Source organism: Nostoc sp. FACHB-133 (assembly GCF_014698055.1).
Classification (GTDB): Bacteria; Cyanobacteriota; Cyanobacteriia; order Cyanobacteriales; family Nostocaceae; genus Nostoc.
This window is the reverse complement of record NZ_JACJSH010000011.1, coordinates 92,574-116,559: the sequence shown is the minus strand read 5'-3', so window position 1 is coordinate 116,559 and position 23,986 is coordinate 92,574. Positions and strand designations below refer to the sequence as shown.

The 23,986-nt window shown below is 41.2% G+C and carries 17 protein-coding genes; 7 read left to right on the top strand and 10 right to left on the bottom strand.

Features of this window, described 5'->3' with window-relative positions; genetic code table 11:
• Positions 1-366: 366 nt before the first annotated feature.
• Both H6G86_RS11825 and ftsE read left to right on the top strand, forming a co-directional pair.
• Positions 367-1,122: a WecB/TagA/CpsF family glycosyltransferase gene (locus H6G86_RS11825; RefSeq protein WP_163927654.1), complete on the top strand. Its 756-nt coding sequence runs from the start codon at positions 367-369 to the stop codon at positions 1,120-1,122.
• A gap of 376 nt (positions 1,123-1,498) precedes the next feature.
• Positions 1,499-2,245, top strand: a complete 747-nt coding sequence (gene ftsE / locus H6G86_RS11820) for a cell division ATP-binding protein FtsE (protein ID WP_163927653.1) — start codon at positions 1,499-1,501, stop codon at positions 2,243-2,245.
• Positions 2,246-2,294: 49 nt separating this feature from the next.
• Here the strand turns inward: ftsE and H6G86_RS11815 are convergent, their stop codons facing one another.
• On the bottom strand, positions 2,295-3,092 hold the full coding sequence (locus H6G86_RS11815) for an armadillo-type fold-containing protein (RefSeq protein WP_190934467.1): 798 nt from the start codon (positions 3,090-3,092) through the stop codon (positions 2,295-2,297).
• A 179-nt stretch (positions 3,093-3,271) separates the two neighbouring features.
• Entirely contained in the window at positions 3,272-3,856 is a 585-nt protein-coding gene (locus H6G86_RS11810) for a hypothetical protein (RefSeq protein WP_190934466.1), read from the bottom strand.
• 506 nt (positions 3,857-4,362) lie between these two features.
• Here H6G86_RS11810 and H6G86_RS11805 point away from each other — a divergent pair.
• A complete protein-coding gene (locus H6G86_RS11805; protein WP_190934465.1) occupies positions 4,363-5,259 on the top strand; it encodes an alpha/beta fold hydrolase in 897 nt (298 codons plus the stop codon).
• Positions 5,260-5,667: 408 nt separating this feature from the next.
• Complete coding sequence (locus H6G86_RS11800; RefSeq protein WP_190934464.1) at positions 5,668-7,602, top strand: type I restriction enzyme HsdR N-terminal domain-containing protein; 1,935 nt, start codon at positions 5,668-5,670, stop codon at positions 7,600-7,602.
• A 2-nt stretch (positions 7,603-7,604) separates the two neighbouring features.
• Here H6G86_RS11800 and H6G86_RS11795 read toward each other — a convergent pair whose 3' ends face one another.
• The 4 genes from H6G86_RS11795 to H6G86_RS11780 form a co-directional block, all read right to left on the bottom strand.
• A complete protein-coding gene (locus H6G86_RS11795; protein ID WP_190934463.1) occupies positions 7,605-8,192 on the bottom strand; it encodes a Uma2 family endonuclease in 588 nt (195 codons plus the stop codon).
• Between the two features lie 146 nt (positions 8,193-8,338).
• Positions 8,339-9,547 carry a PDDEXK-like family protein gene (locus H6G86_RS11790; RefSeq protein WP_190934462.1) on the bottom strand — a complete coding sequence of 403 codons (1,209 nt, stop codon included), beginning with the start codon at positions 9,545-9,547 and terminating at the stop codon, positions 8,339-8,341.
• 141 nt (positions 9,548-9,688) lie between these two features.
• The gene (locus H6G86_RS11785) at positions 9,689-10,309 is read right to left on the bottom strand and encodes a pentapeptide repeat-containing protein (protein WP_190934539.1); all 621 of its coding nucleotides are present in this window, start codon (positions 10,307-10,309) and stop codon (positions 9,689-9,691) included.
• A 268-nt stretch (positions 10,310-10,577) separates the two neighbouring features.
• The gene (locus tag H6G86_RS11780) at positions 10,578-11,540 is read right to left on the bottom strand and encodes an orange carotenoid protein N-terminal domain-containing protein (RefSeq protein ID WP_190934461.1); all 963 of its coding nucleotides are present in this window, start codon (positions 11,538-11,540) and stop codon (positions 10,578-10,580) included.
• Positions 11,541-12,261: 721 nt separating this feature from the next.
• On the opposite strand from H6G86_RS11780, the gene H6G86_RS11775 reads away from it, so the two are divergent.
• Together H6G86_RS11775 and H6G86_RS11770 are read left to right on the top strand one after the other, a co-directional pair.
• A complete protein-coding gene (locus H6G86_RS11775; protein WP_163929691.1) occupies positions 12,262-12,474 on the top strand; it encodes a CAB/ELIP/HLIP family chlorophyll-binding protein in 213 nt (70 codons plus the stop codon).
• 64 nt (positions 12,475-12,538) lie between these two features.
• On the top strand, positions 12,539-12,778 hold the full coding sequence (locus tag H6G86_RS11770; protein ID WP_190934460.1) for a hypothetical protein: 240 nt from the start codon (positions 12,539-12,541) through the stop codon (positions 12,776-12,778).
• 822 nt (positions 12,779-13,600) lie between these two features.
• Here H6G86_RS11770 and trpE read toward each other — a convergent pair.
• The 3 genes from trpE to H6G86_RS11755 form a co-directional block, all read right to left on the bottom strand.
• On the bottom strand, positions 13,601-15,130 hold the full coding sequence (trpE, locus tag H6G86_RS11765; RefSeq protein WP_190934459.1) for an anthranilate synthase component I: 1,530 nt from the start codon (positions 15,128-15,130) through the stop codon (positions 13,601-13,603).
• A 195-nt stretch (positions 15,131-15,325) separates the two neighbouring features.
• Positions 15,326-15,748 (bottom strand): photosystem I reaction center subunit II PsaD, encoded by a 423-nt coding sequence (locus H6G86_RS11760; protein ID WP_190934458.1) that lies wholly within the window; start codon positions 15,746-15,748, stop codon positions 15,326-15,328.
• Positions 15,749-15,913: 165 nt separating this feature from the next.
• Positions 15,914-17,923 carry a DICT sensory domain-containing protein gene (locus H6G86_RS11755; protein ID WP_190934457.1) on the bottom strand — a complete coding sequence of 670 codons (2,010 nt, stop codon included), beginning with the start codon at positions 17,921-17,923 and terminating at the stop codon, positions 15,914-15,916.
• Positions 17,924-18,769: 846 nt separating this feature from the next.
• On the opposite strand from H6G86_RS11755, the gene H6G86_RS11750 reads away from it, so the two are divergent.
• Entirely contained in the window at positions 18,770-21,052 is a 2,283-nt protein-coding gene (locus H6G86_RS11750; RefSeq protein ID WP_190934456.1) for an amylo-alpha-1,6-glucosidase, read from the top strand.
• Between the two features lie 211 nt (positions 21,053-21,263).
• On the opposite strand, the gene H6G86_RS11745 is transcribed toward H6G86_RS11750, so the two are convergent.
• Complete coding sequence (locus H6G86_RS11745) at positions 21,264-23,909, bottom strand: cation-translocating P-type ATPase (RefSeq protein ID WP_190934455.1); 2,646 nt, start codon at positions 23,907-23,909, stop codon at positions 21,264-21,266.
• Between the last annotated feature and the right edge of the window lie 77 nt (positions 23,910-23,986).

Below are 23,986 nucleotides of genomic sequence, written 5' to 3'. Positions count from 1 at the left end.
GACATACTCCCACACTAACTGTAAGCAGTATAGTGGGAGCTTCTGTTCCCGGAACCAGAGTTGCGAGTTGAGCTTTTTTATACTGGGTTAATATTACACTTTCACAATAAAGTTTGCACTGATCCAGTCCAAGTACAAGCGCTCTGAGAAATCCCCACTCTCAATACTTTTCGGTTAAGGGGGAAAGGGGAAAGGGAAAGGGTTTAAATTTACCTTTACCCCTTACCCTTTCCCCAGACCAAAAGAGAGATTGTTGGGTTTATTCGAAAAGTATTGGGATCTTTTCTGCCTAAGTTCTAATATAAAAAAATTTGATAAACTTAACATTCAAGTAAATCTGGCGTGAGGGTTACTCAAGAATAGGCTATGTCTAAAGGCAATCAAGCATTTTCAGTATTGGGAATACCAGTTCATGTGATGGCTAACTATCCAGGCTGGTTGTTAGAAAGCCTAGAACAAGGCAGAGGAATTCATGTAGTAACGCTCAATGCAGAAATGACTATGCAGGCAGAGCAGAATGAATTACTTGCTCAGATAATTAAAAATGCTGAACTAGTTATTCCAGATGGAGCCGGGGTTGTTCTGTATTTACGGTTATTATTATGGCAAAAAGTTCAGCGTTTTCCGGGAATTGAATTAGCAGAAAAACTTTTGCAAGAACTTGGACAACAGAAGACAGGGGCAAAAGTGTTTTTTTATGGAGCAGCGCCTGGGGTGGCCTCAACTGCGGCAGATTTTTGGCAGCAGCAAATTCCAGACTTGAATATAGTAGGTACTCACTCAGGCTACCATTCCCCAGAAGAAGAAGCGCAATTGCAACAAACTCTTGCTCAATTGCAGCCACAAGTGATTTTTGTCGGTTTGGGAGTGCCACGTCAAGAGTTATGGATTGCCGAAAACCGCCATTTGTGTCCTCAAGCAATTTGGATTGGCGTTGGTGGTAGTTTTGATATTTGGTCGGGAACTAAAACTCGCGCTCCCGCCTGGTTAGCAAATAATAATTTGGAATGGTTGTATCGGCTATATCAAGAACCTTGGCGTTGGCGGCGAATGTTGGCTTTGCCTGCTTTTGCTGTAAAAGCTTTTGTTTATCGTTTGACAGCGAAAGATGCAATTAGTTAAGTAGGTTGGTGCAATTAAAGCTAACTTGCAAGGACTGTCATTTGTCCTTTGTCACTTGTACTGAGCGTAGTCGTACCACTTCGTGGAAGCAAGCTACGCGTAGCGTCTCGCAGAGAAGTATTGGTCATTAGTAAGGACTTTGCGTAACATAAGTTTGTTTCTTTCTAAAAACTTACTTGGTTAAGAGTTTTGCTAGCAGTAGCGGGGCGTTCACTCTGTGTTATTACTTAGTTAATACTGAAGTCTTCAAAAAATTTTAAATTTTCTTTGTTGAATTTTAAATTCCCAGGCAAAACCTGGGAATCCTTATTTTGATAGGCAATGTCACATCTAAGTCGGCAAATTGTTTAGTTGTGGTTATGAGGAAAATTTAACAATGCCAGTATTAACAACTCAAGTTAAAACAGATAAATCCGTTCAGAGAGAGGACTCTGCAACTCAACAGCATGGTAGTAATACTACTGCAAAGGTGACATTGCAATCTGTAAGCAAGACTTATGCTAACGGCACTCACGCCTTGTTGAATGCGAACCTTGAGGTAAAAAAGGGAGAATTTCTGTTTATCACCGGGCCAAGTGGTTCTGGTAAATCAACGCTCTTGAAACTGTTGTATGGCCAGGAGTTGCCTACACAGGGAGAAGTAATTGTTGATGAGTGTAATATAGCGGGTTTACGGGGCGATCGCTTGTCATTATTCCGGCGACGGATTGGCATTGTGTTTCAAGACTACAAACTGATTAGCCAACGAACAGTAGCAGAAAATGTAACTTTTGTGCTGCAAGCTCAAGGGTATACCCGTAAAGAAATTCAACGACGTTTAGAACCAACTTTAAAGCTGGTGGGTTTGCTGAGTAAAGCTGATTGCTTCCCAGATCAACTATCTGGAGGAGAGCAGCAACGGGTGAGTATTGCCCGTGCGATCGTTGGTACACCACCACTACTGTTAGCAGACGAGCCTACTGGAAATCTCGATCCTGATAATTCCTGGCAAGTAATCCAGATTCTTCAGAAGTTAAATTCCTTTGGAGCTACGGTAATTGTTACCACCCATGATGAACAATTGGTACGGCGGTGCAATCATCCAGTAGTGCAAGTTACTAATGGACAGTTGTCTCGAAAATAGTTATTTGTCATTAGTCATTTGCAAAGGACAAAGGACAAATGACAAATAACTAATAAACGTGATGCTTGACTTTTGCTGATACGGGTACAAAAGGTGCTGCTGTTTTCGGGGGTAGCACTTGTAGGCGATCGCCTCCGACCGACCGGAGACCATCGCAAGCTTGTAAACTCTTAAAAGCTGCCTCTCGGATTGCAACTTCTTCCTCTCGACTGAGTAAGAGTTGCAAGCATTCAGCAATTTCTTGCTGTACTGAAGAATCAACTCGCTGACGACTGATGAATTTAGTTAGTTGACGTAGGGCAATCAACCGTTTCAATGGATCTTTGTCTGTTAAATTGACCAACAATCGATCGAGGTAGTCTTCTTCTCGATTTTCATAGAAGTTGACAATTTGCCAGACTAATAAAATCAAAGTTGACAGGGTTCCCACGCCTTGGATAATAGCACCAGCTGCAATCCAGGAACTGTGAGAGTCAACCCAAATTGCAGCGGCCATATAAGTGCTGACAGTAGCAAGACCGCCACTAATGACTGCTAAGACTAATCGGCGATTTGAACTGTTTAAGAATTTATGTATCTTAGACCAGTGCAATTGCCAGTCCCACTTCTGCATTGAGTAAACCAATACCATTACCCCAATGCCCATTAAGAGAGCCAATAGCAGCATCCAGTTCCACAACAACATAGCAACGACAATTGTCAGGAACCCAAGAAAGCCTCCAGGCCCAGAGAAACGCTGAAATGTTTGCTGCTTTGTAGCTCCTTTTGTCTTGAACAATGGATGCGACCAGTTCCAGTTGTGGATCTGGTTGATCAATTGCTGCCAAGAAGACGAAGCCTGTGCCACAGTGTTTACCTACTTGATTACGAAATTACCTATTGTATAAGTTTTACTAGGGAATGAAGAAAAGGTGAAGACCCAAACCACAAGATGCCTGCTTTGCATCGACGGATAGTAGACTAGTACAGCACGGCGGAAATAAAGATACCATTTTAGATGGCTTAGAGCAAGGGCATAAAGGCTTTTTAAAGGCAAAAACGAAAGTTATCAATAGTGAATTGACCATCAAAAGCACAGAAGGTAACGCTATGGATGTTATTCACATTTATAAATAATAAGGTATTGGGGGAAATTGCTGAGTCTGAATTGGCAAGATTAGACCCTGGGAGTGCAGTTTGACCGAGCAGTTGGCGATCGCGATCGTAAGCAGAAAGTACTAGCCGTTGAGAACTTGTGACAAAGGCACTAACCGAGTTAACCGGACGCAAGAAAGTAGCTTCTAAAAATCCGCTTTTGGGCGCTCCCATTAAAACTGTTAGCCCTGAAGAAGCCGGAAATGCTGGATTTGATGGTTGTATTGCTAGAGAATTGTGAAAAATTACTCCCCAACGTTCATACTGGCGCTCTACTGTTTCAAAACACTTCAAGTCTTCTAAGTCTAAAAAGATACAAGTAGGTACAGTAATTCTGGCAGCATCAATGACTGACTCGGCCTGATCCCTGCAAGCTGAAGCTTTAATCTCATTTTGTATATTAAACTTGTCAAGCGCAAATTCAGCGTCTTCAATCGTTGGTAGTTTATTTGATTGAAGAGTAGCCTGCTTTACCATGACATCCCGCCTTACCATTACTTAGATAATAATTAGATTGGTTATACATCAAAAGCAATTTATCTTACATATAGAAGTAGAATAAATAGCCTATTAAAATGAGCGTTTCAACTGTTTTTAACGCTCAAAATTATTTATGAGTTTTTTGATAGATTACCATAAAAACTTATGCTGGATTCAAGCTTTAGTGATACTCGCTACCATAAAAAACCTTGTAATACAGTAATTTCAAGGTTAATTTCCTTTTTATTGGAAAAAAAATCACCAAATCTTTATAACTAATCCAGTAATTTTACATCTGCTTAATCTGACGGTGGTGAGAAGTCTTAGAGCAATTGATTCGCTGATAATAACAATGAGTGGAAGTTTGAACTAAACATCTAAGCATCCAGTGTAACGAAAAAAGACTTGGGGACGCAAAGACAGGAGCAAAATTCTCTCTGCGTGTAACCGCATCACTACTTTCACTTATGCCAACAAATGACTACAGTCAACAAAAAATACTTATGTTTCAACCACAAGGATTTGACCAACGCTCCATAAATACCTCACTAGGTAGAATGGTGTATTATTCTGCTGATGGAGCGCCTTGGCAGAATAATGTAACTGCTAGAGATGATCGGGAAACTTTGGTGTTCTTGCATGGCTTTGGTGGTGGATCTTCTGCTTATGAGTGGTCGAAGGTTTATCCGGCTTTTGCCGCCGAATATCGGGTCATTGCACCCGATTTGATCGGTTGGGGTCGGTCTGAGCATCCGGCACGGAATTATAATATTGAGGATTATTTGACCACGATTCGGGAGTTTTTACAGCAGACTTGTACTGGCCCTGTAACTGCGATCGCTTCTTCTTTGACCGCAGCATTTACAATCCGAGTAGCAGCAGCTCATCCTGATTTATTCAAGGCTTTAATTCTCACCACCCCCGCCGGACTTTCCGACTTTGGCGAAGACTACTCACGTAGTTTTTTTGCCCAGTTAATCAGTGTTCCTGTTGTTGACCGTTTAATTTACAGTACAGGGGTAGCCACCAGTGGGGGTATTCGCAGTTTCTTAGAGCAACGGCAATTTGCTAAGTCTAATCGAGTGTACCAAGAAATTGTAGATGCTTATTTGCAATCCGCCCAGCAGCCTAATGCTGAATATGCAGCACTGTCCTTTGTCCGTGGCGATTTATGCTTTGATTTATCCCTTTTCATTCAAGAATTAACAACTCCCACTGCCATTATTTGGGGACAAAAGTCACAATTTACAGGGCCTTCAATTGGTCGCCGCCTTGCCGAAATTAATCCCCAAGCAATCCGATTTTTTCAAGAGTTGGAAGATGTGGGGTTAACACCACAATTGGAATTGCCGGCAGTCACAATTGGGTTAATTCGCCAATTTTTGCCTTTGCTTAATTAGTGGTTTTTCATTAGTCCTAGCCCTGTCGTATGCGGATTTCCTTTGTGTACTAGCGTACTCCTGCGGAGAAGCAAGCTATGCGTCAGCGTGCCGGAGGCTCTACTCTATAAGGCTGTTGGTCACAATTCACGATGGGTTAAAATCACCAGCCCTAAAACCTTGGTGAGAGTGTTGCTTTCCCAGTTTGCAATACATTGCGGGCTAATAGCTAAAGTGTGTTAAAGCGCACTGAAATTAAATAAATTAATTCGCCAACAGTCTTATTCTATTTGCTCAATCCTTTACATCAAGATGAAGGGTTCATTATAGTATTCAAAATCACGATACTATTCCACCTGAATTGATAAATTGCTAATTATATCAACAAAATAAGGCATAGCAAATTTATACTAGCAGGTAGATTATCTGATGACTATTCCAGAGTCAATTAAAAAATTTATTACATGGATACAAGGTTTTGACCATCGGATTTTACAAAATGAAGATGATGTCAAAGAAAAGTTTATTTTACCAATGCTTCACTATCTCTGTTATCCAGAGAGATGTCGTCGTGAATACCCTTTAACAACATCTAAATCAGGAAAATCTCACAGAAATACCGGAGTTATTCAGGTTTATTATTCAACAGATGATATTAATCAGCAAAATATAAATAACTCACTTATTGCTATTAAAGCAATAGCACCAGATGAAACTAAATTAAATGACTTTCTTCAACAAACTAAAATTTATAGTAATCTTTTTAAATCGCTGTTTTTTATAATCACTAACGGATATCAAATAAAGGTTTTTAAACGGGTTCATTACTATAAAGAAGAGTCTAGTTTTGATCTAAATATAGATATACTAAAAGATAATTATATTGCCTCAGACTTTTATAATAAGCTAAACTTTGAATTAGTTAAAAATATCGATAAAAAAACAAGCAGTTTATTAAATACTAAATATGAATTAATAGAGAGATTTTTAAGACAACATCCAGATTTACAGGATATTTTAGAAAAATGTGATTTTGAGCATTCTACTACAAGGCAAGGCTATCGCTTAGTTGTTGTGAAAAAGAAAGTAGCGATCACATGTAATTTACCTAAAGCTTTTGGAGAGGGTAATTGTGAAATAGAGTTCAGCAGCATCATTTTAAGAGGTCTAAAAATTTACTTAAATCATCAAGATATTTTAAGTCAATTAATGACTGGATTACACACCCAGCCAGATTGGGGATGTCGTCGGTTTTTTAAACAGTTAGATAAAAATACTTTTGAGGTTTATTTAGGTCAAACAACTCTAATTTTATCAGATATAGAAGCAGCAGACTTATGTTTATGTATTGATGGAGTTTGCCAAGAATATAAAAACTTACTACTTAAATTTGAAAATATTTTAGAAACATGGAATTTTAAATTTGTAACCTTTTCAGGACGTAGAGGGTTTATCCTATTTTCTGTAAGACAAGAATTATGGAATCTAATGCAGCAATTTGCTAATGAATTTGATTATATTAAAGGTAAGTCAGAATGGCATTTGTTTCATACAAAAGCTATATCAATTCGAGTGAGTAGAGGAATTCACGATCATACATTTATTTCCCACCAAACTGATATAAATTTATCTTCATTACCTAACAATCATCAAGTTAACGTAATTTATGAACTAAATGATGTTAACTTACAATATATTGATACAGATGAATTTACCTTATGGCAGCAAGATATTGGTTCTTGGGGAACCTGGACGGCTAAATATACTAAACAGTGGTTGTTAGAGAAATATATTCCAAAAGTTATTAACTATTACTCACAAAAGTCTCAAATATCTGAAGCTGAATTTCTAGCAAAAATTACAAATTATACAAATGGTCGTATGCTGATTCAAGAAATTGATAATATCAGAGATTTAGCACCTTATCTTCACGACATTCAATCTTGGCTAAATATATATGTAGAAAATGTTGCTGCCTCTCTGTTGAAATCATATTACCAAGCCTATACAAATTTGGTACGTAACACTGACTCTTCTATAACAGGCATAGACTATATTATAGGAAATTTGCGTAGGATCGAGTGGAAAAATACGCAAGAAGAAATTTATAACAATCGCACAGACTGGAAAAACTTGACTTTTAAATATGCTATTGATTGCTTAGATAAGCAAGTAGCAAGAATAAATAATTGTGAATACGAGAATAGTTTAAAGGCAGATTTAATAACTCGGATATTTATTTGGATTATAGAAAATGGGAAAATATCTTTTTCGCAAGCTCAATTAAATGCTGCTAAACAGGCTTTGCTACCACTTTGGGAACAAAGTCGCTTTGAAATGCGTTATGTTTATCCTAATCGATAAAGCTACATAATTTGCTGTAAATTCAACACAAATCCGGGTAGAATATTTTCTCCTGATAAACTAGCAGGATTGTCTAATATCTCTACATCTTTACCTGGACGATAAATTTCTACTTGCTTGTTTTTCCGGTCAATTAACCAGCCTAATTGAGCGCCATTTTCTATATATTCTTGCATTTTCTCCTGTAAGTCTTTCAACAAATCAGTATGAAAACGCAACTCTACTACAAAATCAGGACAAATTGGGGCAAATTTTTCTTGTTGTTCTGGGGTTAAAGCATTCCACCGCTCAATTTTTACCCAAGAAGCATCGGGAGAACGTTCTGCACCATTGGGTAGAGTGAAGCCAGTTGAGGAGTCAAAAACTTCGCCTAAATTACTCTCAGAGTTCCAAATATCTAGTTGGGTTGTAAGTTTAACGTTACGTCTGCCAGTATCACTACCTGTAGGTGGCATAATTAATAATTCCCCTGATGCTATACGCTCAAATTGATAATCGCGGTTTTTCTGACACATCTCGAAAAATTGATCGTCAGTTAAGTCGATTTTCAACTTGAGTGTAGAAGGTAAAGTGGTTGTAACAGCATTCATAAGCTATCCTGAGCATCTTACTTTCTAGTTTAGTGTTGTGTGGGGTGCGATCGCATCAACATAAGTCGGCTTAGTATATATGCAAAATTGCTAGTATAAATTTTTACTAATTTAGGCTATTCAGGAGCGATCGCTAAACTTTATCTTCAGGATTCAGGATGAACGGAGATATCTTTACAGATTATCTCATCTATATTTGTATTAATTATATTCTCGATAATTACAAAGTCATTTTTAATAAAGTGCCGCCAAAATTCCTCTACTTTATTCATTAATTCCTCAAGATCAGCATCTTCATAATCTTTAGGCTTAAGAATAGGTTTTGTATAAATAGTTGTCCATTGTGCTGTTAAAGGTTTCTTCTTAAAAAGAGGTATATTTTTTTGGGATATTTTATATATTTTTTCGCGTATGGATTTATCCTCATTAGGGCAAATTAGCATTCTTATTATTAACTCTTGAGGAGAATTTTCAAATTGCAAATGCAGATTTAATTTATTGTCTTCCCATCTTTTAGGGATGATGCCTATGTATCCCTTACTCCAAAAATATATAGATATTTCTTTAGAGTCAGTCTCTCGAATTAGTAATTCGTGAATTTTTGTAGCAATTTCTGATTGTAAGTCTGGACGATGCTCAAAAATTAAATCCAGAGCTTGTTGATGCTTAGTGTATATTTTTCGGCAGAGTTTGGCTACTTCTGAATCACTCACAATATGTCTCCTGATTAATATAGAATAATGAGTCATTAATGTGTAAATATCTGTACCAAGTGTAGATTTATGACTTATACAAATGCTATCGATTATCTCAGCTATTTTAGAGTAGTTATATATTCTCCAACTTTTTTGAGAAGGTGGATCACCTATTGGTGTTAAATAAATTAAAATTGCTTGACAATCTTTAAATTCTTCCTTAACAGTCCTTTGATATTTTATTAATTGATCTATACCTTCTCCAGCGTCAATTTTATTTTCTATCGCACATACTAGTTTATTGCGCGGAGAGTGTATGAGGATATCAATATTTTGCCACTCACGTCTAACATCAGTATCTGTAAAATCAGCTATATCTATATCAACTGGACTAACTTTTGTATATTTTTCGTCTGTAGGCTCGTACTCTTCTAACAGCACTCGTTTAAGAAATCGCTTGAGGAAAATATCATCAAGCCTATGGTTTTCAGATGGATTTAACAGAAATGCTAAAAAATTTGAATGACGTAATTCTTGACGTACTACACCAATCGCTTCAAAAATATTAAACTGAGCGAGTTTTGATTCCAGCTTTTCTAAGTCTTCATTCTCAACAATCAAACTTTCTAGCAATGCTCGTTCTGTTGCAGGGGTTGTCATTACTAATGAATTTTTCCTGGGACGACAGTTGTATTGTTCCCATAAATTCAGCAATAATTACTCTTTTAGGACAAAATTAGACAAAAACAGAGGTTTTCGCAAGATCAAAATTTTAAATTTTTAATTAGACCACAGCAACACTCAACCCGCTTCAATTAAGCTTCGTTCAGGTAGCGTGACTCCGTTAAATAAGCAGTGGTGCAGATTGACCCCAGTCAGGTCTACTTCGGTGAAATCAATGTCAATTAAATCCGTTTTACATAAAATAGCTTTGGTGAGACTGGCATGACTCAGGTCTGTGTTGCTCAACTTTGTGCCAGTCAGATTTGCACCACTGAGATTTGCTCCAGCCAAGTTTACACCACTGAGGTTAGCATAGCGCAAGTCTGCTCCAGCTAAGTTTGCACTACTGAGGTCAGCATCATGTAAGTCTGCTAAACGCAGGTCTGCTTTCATCAGGGAAGCCTTATGCAAGTTCACCTTCCTAAGAGTTGCCCGAATCAGATTAGCAGCCTTGAGGTTTGCTAATATCAGATTTGAGCCACTTAGATCGGTTCTCCATAAGATCGCCGCAGTCAAATTTGCTTCAATTAAGTTTGCTCCGCGCAGGTTGGTCTGTGATAAAGTCGCGTTAGCTAAGTTAGATCGATTCAAGTTGATTCCAGCTAAACACACCTCGCTGAGGTTAACTAAGTGCAGGCTTACTTGAGTGAAATTTCTCTCTCCTGCACAATAGCGGTTGAGAAGTTCATTAGCATCCATACAGCCTGCCTTCCACATTTCCATTTTTCACCTGAAAATTACAGTATCTAATCAATAATTTCTGAAAATTCTTCTTATTAAAAGACTTTTAAAACTTCGCACCAAGATTAAAATTATTTAACAATCTTTTACAATATTGCCGATGAGACTGTTTGCTTTCAAAAAGTATTAGAGGAAGCCGTTATCCTGATAAGTTTCTTTTACTTAAGCGTGGTGAGGTGGCTTGCTCTTTCACTCATCCACGCTTAAGCAGTGACTAATCTAGCTTTTACTTACGTACTAGGTTCAGCAGTTCTTTAGGAGAAGCAAGCAAGTCAATCGCTACGAAGAAAATTTTGCCTTGGGGATCGAGCAAAAATCGCCATGCAATATTCATACCCACACTTGCACCGAACCAAGGGGTTTGGACTTTGCCGGTGACTTTAACTTGGGTATAGCCATCTTCTACTGGCTCGGATATACCACGCTCTGGTATCATTTTTAATCCCTGGCATTCTTCACGCATATAAGCGCGGATTGCATCTTGACCAATAATCGGTCTTTCAAAGGGAGGTTGCAAACCACCTTCAGAGGTAAACAGAGCAACAGCAGCATCAAAGTCATTAGCATTCATGTTGTTGATATAGCCAAGCACTGTAGGGTTGTTGATACCTTCAATGGTGACTTTAGTCCGAAATGCTGGTGCTGTGGGTGGAGCCACAGGTTCTGTGACTTTTTTGTAACTACCGGGAGCGTTCGGGTCAAATCCCATGCTCACTACGGTATTGCGGAGAATTGTGATTTGTTGACCTGAATCAGCATTTCTGATTGCTTCTAACACCTCAGCAGCCTTGGGAGAAAGCTTGTAGCCTTCTGGAATAGGAGCAACGATTCCCTGAGCCATCCATTCTCCTAACTGATACCAAAAGCCCAACTTGATGTTTACAGTGAAGGATGCATAAGAACGGCAGAGGGGAGTGTCAGCACGATTAGCTAAATCATACATGACTCGTGTTTGAGCCTCGAAAGGCATCTGCTTAATTTGTTCAAGTAAGCCTTGTGCGAGTACCATGTTAGCTGCTCCGGGAGCGGCAACCGTAATACTTCTACCCATCTCGGTATAAGCAAACCAGAGTAATGCTAGCTGATCTTCAGCATTGAGTTGAGAGAATGATTCGACAACAGTTGGAACAACGTCAGCAACTAGCGTGCCGGGAAAAATACTTTGAGCCGACTTGATGGTAAAAGACATAGCTGATGTTCCCAAAAAAAATTACAGTTCTATCAAATGTGAAAAAACGGAGGGTAAATGCGTTTAGGTGTTACTAAAGGAACTAAGCAGTCTGACCATAGGCCGCCTTAGACATCACTCTATCAAAGGCATAATGATAGTGTTGCCGTTGAGTTTCGATACTCGGCAAAGCACATCGTAGGCTTAACTGCATAGTTATTTAGAAAACCTTGACCAACAGTGCTTTAACGCATTTATGTTGTTTATATTTCTATATGTAAAGAAACATAACAAGTTCGTTACAAATAAGCAATACTTCCTCAGCTATACTTTGATAATTTCTCTTTATGTAAATGATAAGTTTTACTGAAGTCAGGCTAAAGGTAATTAATGCCTTTGTGTGTATTCACTTTTAAGAGCGTAGGCGTAGCGCATCATAGAGATCGCATATCTCTCAATACAGTTCAAAGGGCTACTTGTACAAAATCGTGGGTTTTAAGACGCGATAAATCGCCGTCTCTAAAAGTGTTTTGGTTGTATTGGCATCTCTTTTGTATCAAATTTTACAACCAATTCTTCGCTCAACTATTGTGTCTACACATCGCTTACTTCTCGCATGAAGCCAAAATACCCTATCTGGTTAGTACGGTTCTTACTACCTTTTTTATAGTGTCAAGTACTTGCAAAAAATATTTACAACAAGTTACATTCATTTACACAACACAACAATAAAAAGTAAAAGATGACAAATAAAGGCTTTACTATTAACGAACGCGGTCAACTCAACAGATTTGCGATTGAACCCAAAATTTATATTGATGAAACCCCACGGACAGGCTTCACCGAATATGCCGAAAAACTCAATGGTCGTTTGGCAATGATTGGTTTTATCTCACTCATCGCGTTGGAAGTTTTCACCGGACACGGTTTGATTGGATGGCTAACTAGTTTTTAGAAAAGACACTTCAGATTTACGAATTTTCTCCAGTTGACAAATAAAACAATTTCGAGGCAAACTTATGAAAACTGATTTTGATTACCCCAGAAAAGACTTGATTGGAACAGTCGTTTTTAGACCTGATTTCAACAATTTTGAGACCATCAATGCAAATCAAGCGTGGTCATTGTTTTTTAGTGGCGGTCAAGATGACAAGGGACTGGGACAAGAAATTGAATTCGGCAGATTTTTCACTAATCTCTTAATCGCTATTGGAGTAACTGGAATGCTTTGGGCGATTTATTTCACTAAATTAGGATGAACAAGTTTGTTCATTTTTTTTAGTAACTTCAATGGAGGTCTTGGATTTGGATACCAAGACTTATTTTTGCTTTTCAATAAGTCTAAAAAAGTCTCTTTAGCTTTGGGAAAATTTCGATGTTGATTGGATTTATAAAGCTTCCTAATTTGTCACGGTATTGTGGATATATGGGCTTAGAAGTAGCAGAAATTGTTTCCAAACATCTTGCTGTTCAAAGTAAAACCTATGTAATTCAAAATAGAAGAATATTGATCAATCAACTGTTAAAGTCTGGTCTAGATTCTCATACAGCAAATCGAACTGTTACTGTACTTGTATCAAGTCCGGTTTTACAACTAACCAATAAAAACCAGTTGGCCATTAATTGCAAGCGATAGTAACTATAAAGCCATTACATAACGATATAATTTTTATTTATTTGAATTTGTAGTGTAGCATGTTTGTGTTACACTAAGAATTCTATTGCATTTCTTTCAGATGACTAAATAAGAATTTTAGTTACAGCGTATTTCAGGTAAATGAAGTACACAGGTAGGGGTAATTCATCAATTGCCCCTACGATTGTCTGTACCTCACCCAATACGGTTCGGATAAGCATTTTTCACTTTCCTTGTGGTCTGGGTAAAGGGTAAGGGGTAAAGGGGAAAGGATGTATTCAAAACCTTTTCCCTTTCCCCTTTACCCTTTAACCGAACCGTATTGGTACCTCACCAAGTTGCAATCTGCTGTATCTTGAACACTTGAGCGGACTTTAATTATGAGCCGCAGAACTTCAATTACCTGTTAAAGCTAGGCAAAGTTCCGTTACTACTAGCCCCCAGTTCAACGCAAACAACGAATTGCTTCTAATAAACCTCTAGCTTTATTCAACGTCTCTTCGTATTCTTTTTCTGGCTCAGAATCAGCCACTAAACCTGCACCGGCTTGTACGCTAACCGTCTTGTCATGTACTACCATTGTGCGAATTGCGATCGCAGTATTTAATTGTCCTTCAAAATCGTAATATCCATACACACCAGAATAAACACCGCGCCGACTAGACTCTAACTCGTGGATAATTTCCATCGCCCGAATCTTGGGTGCGCCACTTACCGTACCTGCTGGGAAGCAAGCTTTCAATAAATCCCATGCTGTTTTATCAAGTGCTAATTTACCCACAACATTGCTGACAATGTGCATTACATGGGAGTAGCGCTCAACTACCATTAATTCATCAACTTTGACGCTACCATTTTGACAAACACGCCCCAAATCATTCCGCCCTAAATCTACAAGCATCACGTGTTCGGCAACTTCCTTGGGATCTTCGAGTAAATCTTGAGCGAATGCTGCATCTTCCTGGGAAGTTTTACCGCGTGGACGTGTCCCAGCAATGGGGCGTACTGTTGCTATAACCCCACCATCTGGATCAGTTTCGGCTTTCACCATCACTTCAGGGCTGGAACCAATGATTTGCCAATCTTGGAAGTTAAAGTAAGCCATGTAAGGCGAAGGATTTATCTGACGTAGGGAGCGGTAAAGGCCAAAAGGGTCGCCTATATATGGTGTTGATAGTCGCTGAGAAATTACTACTTGAAAGATATCGCCTGCTTTGATATATTCTTTGGCCTTTTGGACACTGGCACAAAAATCAGGGCGGGTAAAATTACTTTTATACTCCTCTGCCCCTCTGCTCTCCTGCTCCTCTGCCTCTCTGCTTCCTGGCGGTTTCCATTCCAACCGAGTTTTTTCGGGCGATAGGGGAAGAGATAGCTTTTCGAGCATTTGGGTGACGCGATCGCACGCTTGTTGATAGGCTGCGTGTAAATCTACATTGGGGTCACGTAAATCAGCATAAGCGATCGCCCAAATTTTTCGCTTCACCTGGTCAAAAATCAACAGGTGGTCTACCTGCATCCACAAGCCATCAGGGATATTTCGCTCATCTGGTGGATAGATTGGCACGCGCGGCTCAATCCAGTTAATCAATTCATACCCCCAAAACCCAAACAAACCGCCAATCCCTGGCGGTAGCTGTGGTAACTTGACTGGGTGATAAGGCGCTAAACATTCGGCTAAAGTTGCAAAAGGATCGCCTGCAAAAACGACCTGCGAACCATCGCGGTTTAACTGGGTGGTGCGATCGCCCCTTGCTTCCAAAACCCAAAGCGGATCGCAGCCCACTAAACTATAGCGTCCTAGTTTTTCCCCACCTTCTATCGATTCCAACAAAAAGCTATAGGGCTGACCTGCACAGACTTTATACCAAGCAGATACGGGCGTATCTAAGTCCGCTACCCATTCTTGATATACCGGAACAAAGTTGCCTTGTAAAGCTAGCTGAGAAAATTCAGAGAAATCGGGGAATACCATAAAGAGCTAAGAGGTTGGGCATGGGGGAGCCACTGCGTTGCGCGGGTTCCCCGCGTTGTAGCAAGTGGCATCATTGGGCATGGGGCATGAGGCATGGAAAAGAGGCAGGGGGCAGGGAGCAGGGGGTAAAGGAAAAAACTCTTCTCCCTTGCTCCCTGCTCCCTGCTCCGTTGCTTCTTCCCCAGTCCCTAGTTCCTATGCGTCGTGGGTAGCTTTACCACTGAATTTGAGTTGTGATGGATTGGGGTTTTGCCCAATGCTGCGTGGGACATAACGCACTTTTTCACGACCTTCATTCACTTTTTCGGGGAAGACACCATCAGCTGGGTGCAGTAAAGTAGTTTCTCCGTTGGGTAAAATCCGGTAAACTTTGTAGTCTGTGATTTTGAGTTTACGAAGTTGCTGACCGCCCAAAGCGATGCCATATTCTTTCCGAGCTATGTACAGCAGGTTTTCGCCTTTCCGCATAGTAGCAGCACCACCTGTAGGCAGTTCAAATACTTGCTCCTTCGGGCTAGTCCAAGTGATAGCGTACTTTTCTTCAACTTCTGCTTTCTTTAGCAAGCCACCAGTGCTGCCAGCAAATAGCGGGGTTTGTCCAGAGAGTGTTTCTGCCATAAAGATGATTCTCTCAACGTTTTTAGGGAATCCTAACACCGCAACAAGGATCATATTGCGATCGCGTTATAGACTGTAACAGTTTTTAGTCATTTGTTCTTTGTTCTTTGTCATTTGTCCTTCATTAAAACCGATGCCCCATGCCCAATGCCCAATGCCCAATGACTATTTACTCTTGACTTTTGCCCGCTTTTCCTCGTGGCTATTCTGAACAATGGGGATGGTGAAGTGAAACTGGCTACCCTGGTCTTTGCCGGTTGACTCAGCCCAAATTTCTCCGCCCCAGCCATTCACAATTTGACGACAAATTGCCAAACCAAGTCCTGTTCCGCCAGTGGTGCGGCGTAGCGCTCCCTCTTCTTGATAGAAGCGGTCAAAAACTACTTCTAAGCGATTTGGTTCAATGCCGCGTCCAGTGTCAGCCACAGTCACCTCGACCATTTGATGGCTGTTGGAAATGGCTTTAATGGTGATTTCTCCTTGGGGTGGCGTAAATTTACAAGCGTTGTCCATGAGTTTTGCCAGTACCTCTACTAGCCAATCACCATCAGCCCTTACTAGAGGTAGATTTTCGGCAATTTGAGTTTTGACTTGGGGCGGCTTTTCCGTTGAAGAACGCGTGCGATTGCGGCTGAGTGCTAAATCCACACACTCTTGTAAAGTCAGGGATTCTGGATGCCATTGCACTCGCCCGCTTTCCAAGTTGGAAAGCGTGAGGAAATCTTGTACCAATTTTCGCATCCGTTCTGAGTCGGAAAGAGCTGTGTTGAGCATAATTTGCTGCAACTCCAAGGGCATATCCGGCTCACTAGCAAGACTTTCTAGACACACTTGAATGGTGGATAGGGGAGTACGCAGTTCGTGTCCAGTGATGGCTATAAGGTTGCTGCGGGTGCGGTCTAGGGCTTCTAGCTGCTGGTTCAGTTCTTCTAGGTTGGCGTAGGCTTCCGCTTGAATTAGGGCTGCTCCGACTTGGGTGGCGATCGCTTCTACCAAATCCAACTCCCCAGGTTGGCATTCGTGCGGTGGCATTCCACAGTAATGCAACTCTACGATGCCCAACAACCGCCCCTGATAAAAGACTGGTTCCATCAGCCAAGAACGAATGGCAAACTTTTTGGCAATTAAGGAAAGCCCTGGCGAATTGTTCACACGAGGGTCATTGAGCGTATCGCTAATACAAACACCTTCGCCTTGTTGCACGATGTCCTGAAATAGGGAATTTTTCTCTAATTCCCAAGTTTGCCCACGAACCGATAAAATACCGGGATTCAAAAACTCGTGTTCAATTATGGCTTGGTTATCTGTAGCTTGAGCGCGGTAAATTAGACAGCGACAAGCTTCTAGGTGTTGCCCTAATTCTTGTGCTGCCACCTGGAGAACTTCATGAGGGTCGAGCGATCGCCGAATAGCTGTGCTAATTGAGTTGACTAATCGTTCTTTTCGTGCTTGGGCAGCAATGGAACGGTAGGCTTTGTGCAATTTGTACTGACTAGCTTGCAAGTAAGTTACTAAGCGTTGCACAAAGGGATCTGTATCAATGTCACAAGCATATTCGTTGATCTGTTCTGCTCCAGAGTGGCTTCGCGGCTCTCCTATACTAAACCTCTGACGTGCCTCGTTTATTTTACTTGCCAGTTCTGGTCTGTAAACCAAAATCCTGTCTAACAGCAATTCAGCGGCTTTGAGGCTAACTCCCCTTTCCGATGTCCAAACTCCTTCAAATCTTCGCGCTGTGTCTATATCCAGATTAGGGCTTAGTTCTGGTAGTTGCTTGTTTTTGGCAATAGAACCAAGACTTTCCCGGCAAACCAGACAAGTAGCATAATTGTCAGCAATCACTACCAAATGCCACTCTTGACTTAAGCCATCCGTTGGCTCAAAAGCGATCTTTTCGTAGTGTTCCGAACTATTGGCGAAATCCGTTTCTGGAGCAGCTAATACGTATATTTGGTTACTCCGCAAGGCAAGTCGCAGGTAGCGATGAGCTTCTTGGCGGTAGAATCGCTCTCGCTGGAAACTAGCAATTACAAGGGGTTGTGCTAAAGTCGCAGCCAAAACTTGATCTTCCATCGCATGGGAGAGCGCTGTTAGCGAAGCCTTAAAATATAGCTGGGGCCGCAAGTATGGTAGGGACTTTAGCAGATCACTCAGCACAGAAGTCGAAATGCTCATGAATTATTGTTAAACGCTCAACCTCGACAAGATCCACGTCACAGCTGCATTGTACAAATTCCAAGGCACTCTCAAGTTAAATAGAGAGTTGCAATATGTAAAGAACGCTAAAATGCACTTTTCGCCAAAGCAGGCGCAACATTTTGTTACCAAATTGATCTATTTATTGACAACCTACTACGCCCAATATACATTCTTGACTAACTTTGAAATATGCTTGCACAGCTAAAATCTTTCATTACTAAGTACCAGTCACATAATTTTTGTATTGTTTTAACTGCTAAATTCACTAATCTTTACCCACTCAGCACTCTTCATTCAGCATTGATTGATAGTCCACGCCTTGGCGTAGTGCGTCATAATATTTACACTCACTAAATAGAATTTTCTTACCCAAAAACGATTACTGCTACATACCATATAATTTAATCAGTAATGATTGATTAAAATTAATCAATCAATTGAATATGGAAAATTTTTCTAATCTAACGCCAAAGATATTTAAAACAAAATCGTATAATGGTTTAGTCAATAAATGCTAGCTTTACTAATATAACTGGGAACATCGCATTTTTGCTGAGTATACTATATATCTTGTATCTTGAGAAAGTTCGACAACTAAGGACTTATCTAAAAATTCTGAGTTTTCAGTCTTGAGTTTAGACTTATACAATACTTATATAGATTTGGACACTGCTACTTTGTCAACAGTACGTAAAAATTATTTTGGCTAGAATAGCTCAAACAAGTTTTACAAAGAGTCTTTTTTTTGCAAGTTGTGAGGGGTAAAGACCTCTACTCTGAATACCACAAACAATCTACGACCTGTACACGGAACTTTGGCTAATGACACCGGATACGCTAATGACCCCGGAAAAAATTTTCCTGGATGGAAAAACTTTTATTCCTGCTGAACAATTACCTATCCCGGAGTGGCCTTGTGTTGTGAGTGAAAGACCACAACCGACACTGACGGTTAAAGATGATGATTTATTTTTCGTGACAGATACTATCGGGAATATTTCTGGCTGTTCCCTCAGTGATGGTAATCCCAGCATGGGGCTGTTTTGCTGTGATACGAGATTTCTCAATCGCTTAGAGTTGCAAATTGAAGGGCGATCGCCTGTACTTCTCAGTAGTACTGCCGGAAAAGGGTTTTCACTCTCAGTTTTGTGTACTAACCCCAGAATTGACGAACGCCTAAGAGCCGAAACTATCGGAATTCGGCGAGAAATAGTACTCAATGGCGCTCTATTTGAAGAAATAGAAGTATCTAACTACAGCACAACAACTGTCAATTTTGAACTAAGTATCAGCTTCGATGCAGATTTTGTTGATTTATTTGAAGTCCGGGGTTATGACAGAGAAAAACGCGGTAGGCTTTTACGTCTACTAGAACCCACGACTGAAGAAGGAATTGTCGATGGCGTTTCACCATTACCTAAAGACCCATCAACTTTTAGGGAACAATCCTTAACACTTGCCTATCAAGGTTTGGATGGTTCGGTGATGGAATCTCGGATTTTATTCCAGCATCGTCAACCAGACTATTTCAAAGGTTACACTGCGGTTTGGCAGCTAGAGTTGGCTTCTCACGAAACCCAAAAGCTGGGTTATCGGGTGAATATGTTGAAAAATAACCAATCTAGTTCAACCGTAAGCGCCGCCATCACTTTAGGACAGGCGAAAGCTGCTGAGTTGATGGAGGAGCAACACTGGGTACAGCAAATTACCCGCATTAGCTCAGATAAAAGTACTTTCAATCGAGTGATTGAGCGGGCCGAGCAAGATATGTATTTGTTGCGCCAGTCTTTTGGAAAGCATAAGACAGTTTCGGCTGGAGTACCGTGGTTTTCTACACTATTTGGGCGGGATTCGCTGATTACAGCTTCCCAAACCCTGATGTTAAACTCGCAAATCGCCAAAGAAACCCTAATATTACTGGCGACATACCAAGGCAAAATCGACGACGAATGGCGCGAAGAAGAACCGGGTAAGATTTTGCACGAGTTACGTTTGGGAGAAATGGCTCGTTGTCAAGAAATTCCTCACACGCCATACTACGGTACAGTTGATGCGACTCCCCTATGGCTAATGCTGTATGCCGAACATTATGCTTGGACTCACGACCAAGAACTCCTAGAGTTACTTTGGCCAAATGCTTTAGCAGCAATGGACTGGATTGATCGCAATACCAAACAAACCAGTTACCTCAGCTACTACCGTAAATCTAAACGCGGTCTTGCTAACCAAGGTTGGAAAGACTCTGGCGACTGCATTGTCAACCATAAGGGAGAATTAGCTAACGGCCCAATTGCCCTTTGTGAGGTGCAAGCTTATGTCTATGCTGCAAAAATGCGCCTAGCAGAAATAGCGAGGATGAAAAAGCGCCTTGATTTGGCAGATCGTTGGCAAGAAGAAGCTAGAAGTCTCAAGCTTCGTTTTAATCGAGATTTTTGGGTAGAAGACCAGGATTTCTGCGCCTTGGCTTTGGATGGAGATGGTAAACCTGTAGACAGTATTACCTCAAATCCTGGTCATTGTCTCCATTTGGGTCTTTTCACCCACGAAAGAGCCTACAGTGTCGCAGAACGGTTGCGGGCACCAGATATGTTTAATGGTTGGGGCATTCGTACCTTGAGTAGTTTATCACCCGCTTACAATCCAATGGGTTATCACATTGGTTCGGTTTGGCCCCATGATAACGCTCTGATTGCAATGGGATTGCGATCGCTCGGTCTTATCGATCAAGCCTTAGAACTTTTCCAAGGTTTATTCGACATGACCAGTCAGCAGCCTTATGAACGTCCTCCAGAACTCTTCTGCGGCTACGAACGGAACGGTGATAATGCCCCTGTGCAGTATCCAGTTGCTTGCACTCCCCAAGCTTGGGCGACTGGTAGTATCTTCCAACTGCTGCAAATGATGGTCAATTTGGTGCCTGATGCTCAAAATAACTGCTTGCGAATAATCGACCCTGCTTTGCCAGAATCGATAAATCGCCTGTCATTTCACAATTTGCGAGTCGGCCCCACCATTCTCGATTTAGAATTCGAGCGTTCTGGTACAACTACTGCTTGTCGCGTTGCGAAAAAACGGGGCAATTTGCGGGTAGTTATTGAAGCATAGAGCGAGTAGGGAGTGGTAAACGATCTACTCCCTATTTTATGATTGGTGCGTAGGCGTAGCCCGTCGTAGACATCCCTCGTTGAACTTCACTTTTATCTTGCAATACAGTTCAGTTAAGGCTAAAACTATTTGTCAAAGTCTATTTTTTTAACGCTTCAAAAGATTAAAATGTTAATCGAACCGTATTGATAGTATAAGGAAAGTAAATTATTTATAGATTTTCTTGGCTAGGTTTTATTGATTTAGATTGAACAACTCGTTGGGGTCGATTGAGAAACTTTAACTGTTCAAACCAAAGCAGAGCGATCGCCCCACCTCCTAAACAAATTGCTAGGTCGATGGGATGTAAAAAAGAAAAGCTAAACAATTGACGCAAGAACGGAACATACAGCACGAACGCCAGAAAAACCAGTCCCCCACCAACGACCCACCAGAGAGCATTATTGGGAGATTTCAGGATTTTTAGACTGAGGCGTGATGAAGAACTTTCGCTCAAAATTAGGAATAAATTTGCCAAAATCAACGCTGTAAATGTTAAAGCACGGGCATCAAGTTCACCTTGTCGGCGATATAGCGCCACCACAAAGATGGCGAGAGTAATTACCAAAATCCCCACCCCTTGTAGCACTGCCAATCCTAAAGTTTTCCTACCAAATAATGGTTCTTTGGGGTGGCGAGGAGGACGCTGCATTACTGTTGCTTCTGCGGGTTCAGCTTCTAAAACAATGGAGCAAGCTGGATCAATAATTAAATGGAGAAAGGCAACGTGAACAGGAAGCAATACTAATGGCAACTTAAACAACACTGGAATCAAAGACATTCCAGCGATCGGGATGTGAATCGCTAGCAGATATGCCATTGCTTTGCGGAGATTATCAAAAATTCGCCGTCCAAGTTTGACTGCTTCCACGATGGACGAAAAATCATCATCCAATAACACTAACGCCGCCGATTCACGGGCAACATCCGTACCTCGCTGTCCCATTGCAATCCCGATTTGGGCAGATTTGAGAGCAGGGGCATCATTCACACCATCCCCAGTCATAGCAACAACTTCACCCTTAGCTTTCAAAGCATTTACCAACCGCAATTTTTGTTCGGGAACGGCTCGTGCAAAGATATTTGTACTTTGAATACGTTGTTCGAGTTCAGCGTCACTCATCAGATCCAATTCCGCTCCCGTCAGAATGCCTCCCATTTGCATCAATCCAATCTGACGAGCAATAGTTTGAGCCGTTGCGGGATAATCACCCGTAATCATCACCACTCGAATACCTGCGGTATAACATTCTTGAATTGCCGCCGCAACGTTTGGACGTACTGGATCAGACAGTCCTACCAATCCGAGAAATTGAAAAGGAAAGTCATGTTGCTCATCGGGTAAATGATCGGGATTGAGGGACGGATGAGGCGGTAAAAATGGCGGTGGCGCATCAAGAAGAGACGCTTTGGCAACGCCTAACACACGCAAGCCTTGATTGGCCATTTCACTGATTTGGGCTGCCATAATTTTCTGCTGTTGGGGCGTAAAATGACAGAGATCCGCGATCGCTTCCGGCGCTCCTTTCGCTGCAATTTCATACTGCTTACCATCGCCTGACTGCCAAACATGAGACATTGCCAATAGATGGGGTGAGAGGGGATATTCTCGTAACAGTATCCAATCGTCATGCAGATGTTCAGTATGTGCGAGATAGCGATCGCCCAATTCCTTAAATGCTTTCTCCATTGGATCAAAAGGATCTCTTTGGCTCGCCAGAATGCAAAACTCGACTAATTTATGAACTGCTTCGGGGAGCGACTCTCGTGAATGTAATTCCAAATTATATGGATGAGAGTTTTCTGCATGGTTGTATGCAAATAGCTGTTGCACAGCCATCTGATTCAGGGTCAGTGTTCCGGTTTTATCCACACACAGAACCGTTGCAGAACCCAAGGTTTCCACGGCTGAGGCGCGACGAGCTAAGACGTGTTTCTGAGAAATACGCCATGCTCCCAAGGCTAAGAAGATGGTAACAACAACCGGAAATTCGTTTGGCAAAATTGCCATCGCTAGGGTAATACCTGCGAGAAATCCTTTGAGCCAATCTCCTCGCGTGATTCCATAAATAACAACGATCGCCACACACAATAATAAAGCTATGCCAAATAAACGGCTTACCAACCGAGTCATTTCTTGTTGTAGCGGAGTCGGTTCCGGCTTCACTTTTTGCAAAGCGTTGCCAATCTTGCCCATCTCTGTTTGAGCGCCCACCGCTTGAACTTTAGCAATTCCCTGTCCCTGAACCACCAAGGTTCCAGAATATACAAAGGGCAACTCATCTCCCCCTGGACGTGCCATTTCCACGGTACCGGCGGCAGCAACTTTGCGAACAGGTAGGGATTCCCCAGTGAGTAACGACTCATCAGTTGAAAGGTTTGTGCAAGATAGTATCATTGCATCGGCAGATATGCGATCGCCTTCTGCTAGCACTAAGATATCTTCTCGAACGACTTCTCGCCCCGCAATCCGTTTTTGCTGTCCATCCCGAATTACCAAGGCGCGAGGACTGGAGAGATCGCGCAAGGCTTCTAGGGCGTGTTCGGTTTTACCTTCCTGGTAAAGGCTAATTCCTGTGATGAAGAAGACGAAACCCAGCAAAATCAGGGCTTCTTGTAAGTCGCCTAAAATCCAATAAATGATCCCGCCGCCGACCAGCAAGAGGAAGATCGGATCTTGAACGGTTTCCCAAGCGAAGGATAAAATACTGCGAGAGCGAGCCGAGGAAAGTTCATTGTAGCCATCCTGTTTAAGCCGAGCGATCGCCTCTTGCTCAGATAACCCAGCCACGGTATTGAGATCGACGGTCGAAACCATAATTCTGCTTTTTCCTATGAGACATAAAAAACAGATCAATCCACTTGATGTTAAATGCCAAATTTGAGGAAGTCGTG

Coding starts and splice junctions, on each gene's coding strand:
- H6G86_RS11795 (WP_190934463.1), bottom strand. CDS start 8,192: ATGAATGCTGTTACAACCACTTTACCTTCTACACTCAAGTTGAAAATC.
- H6G86_RS11755 (WP_190934457.1), bottom strand. CDS start 17,923: ATGAGCATTTCGACTTCTGTGCTGAGTGATCTGCTAAAGTCCCTACCA.
- H6G86_RS11785 (WP_190934539.1), bottom strand. CDS start 10,309: ATGGATGCTAATGAACTTCTCAACCGCTATTGTGCAGGAGAGAGAAAT.
- H6G86_RS11745 (WP_190934455.1), bottom strand. CDS start 23,909: ATGGTTTCGACCGTCGATCTCAATACCGTGGCTGGGTTATCTGAGCAA.
- H6G86_RS11775 (WP_163929691.1), top strand. CDS start 12,262: ATGACAAATAAAGGCTTTACTATTAACGAACGCGGTCAACTCAACAGA.
- H6G86_RS11770 (WP_190934460.1), top strand. CDS start 12,539: ATGAAAACTGATTTTGATTACCCCAGAAAAGACTTGATTGGAACAGTC.
- H6G86_RS11805 (WP_190934465.1), top strand. CDS start 4,363: ATGTTTCAACCACAAGGATTTGACCAACGCTCCATAAATACCTCACTA.
- trpE (WP_190934459.1), bottom strand. CDS start 15,130: ATGGTATTCCCCGATTTCTCTGAATTTTCTCAGCTAGCTTTACAAGGC.
- H6G86_RS11800 (WP_190934464.1), top strand. CDS start 5,668: ATGACTATTCCAGAGTCAATTAAAAAATTTATTACATGGATACAAGGT.
- H6G86_RS11780 (WP_190934461.1), bottom strand. CDS start 11,540: ATGTCTTTTACCATCAAGTCGGCTCAAAGTATTTTTCCCGGCACGCTA.
- H6G86_RS11760 (WP_190934458.1), bottom strand. CDS start 15,748: ATGGCAGAAACACTCTCTGGACAAACCCCGCTATTTGCTGGCAGCACT.
- H6G86_RS11810 (WP_190934466.1), bottom strand. CDS start 3,856: ATGGTAAAGCAGGCTACTCTTCAATCAAATAAACTACCAACGATTGAA.
- H6G86_RS11825 (WP_163927654.1), top strand. CDS start 367: ATGTCTAAAGGCAATCAAGCATTTTCAGTATTGGGAATACCAGTTCAT.
- H6G86_RS11790 (WP_190934462.1), bottom strand. CDS start 9,547: ATGACAACCCCTGCAACAGAACGAGCATTGCTAGAAAGTTTGATTGTT.
- H6G86_RS11750 (WP_190934456.1), top strand. CDS start 18,770: ATGACACCGGATACGCTAATGACCCCGGAAAAAATTTTCCTGGATGGA.
- ftsE (WP_163927653.1), top strand. CDS start 1,499: ATGCCAGTATTAACAACTCAAGTTAAAACAGATAAATCCGTTCAGAGA.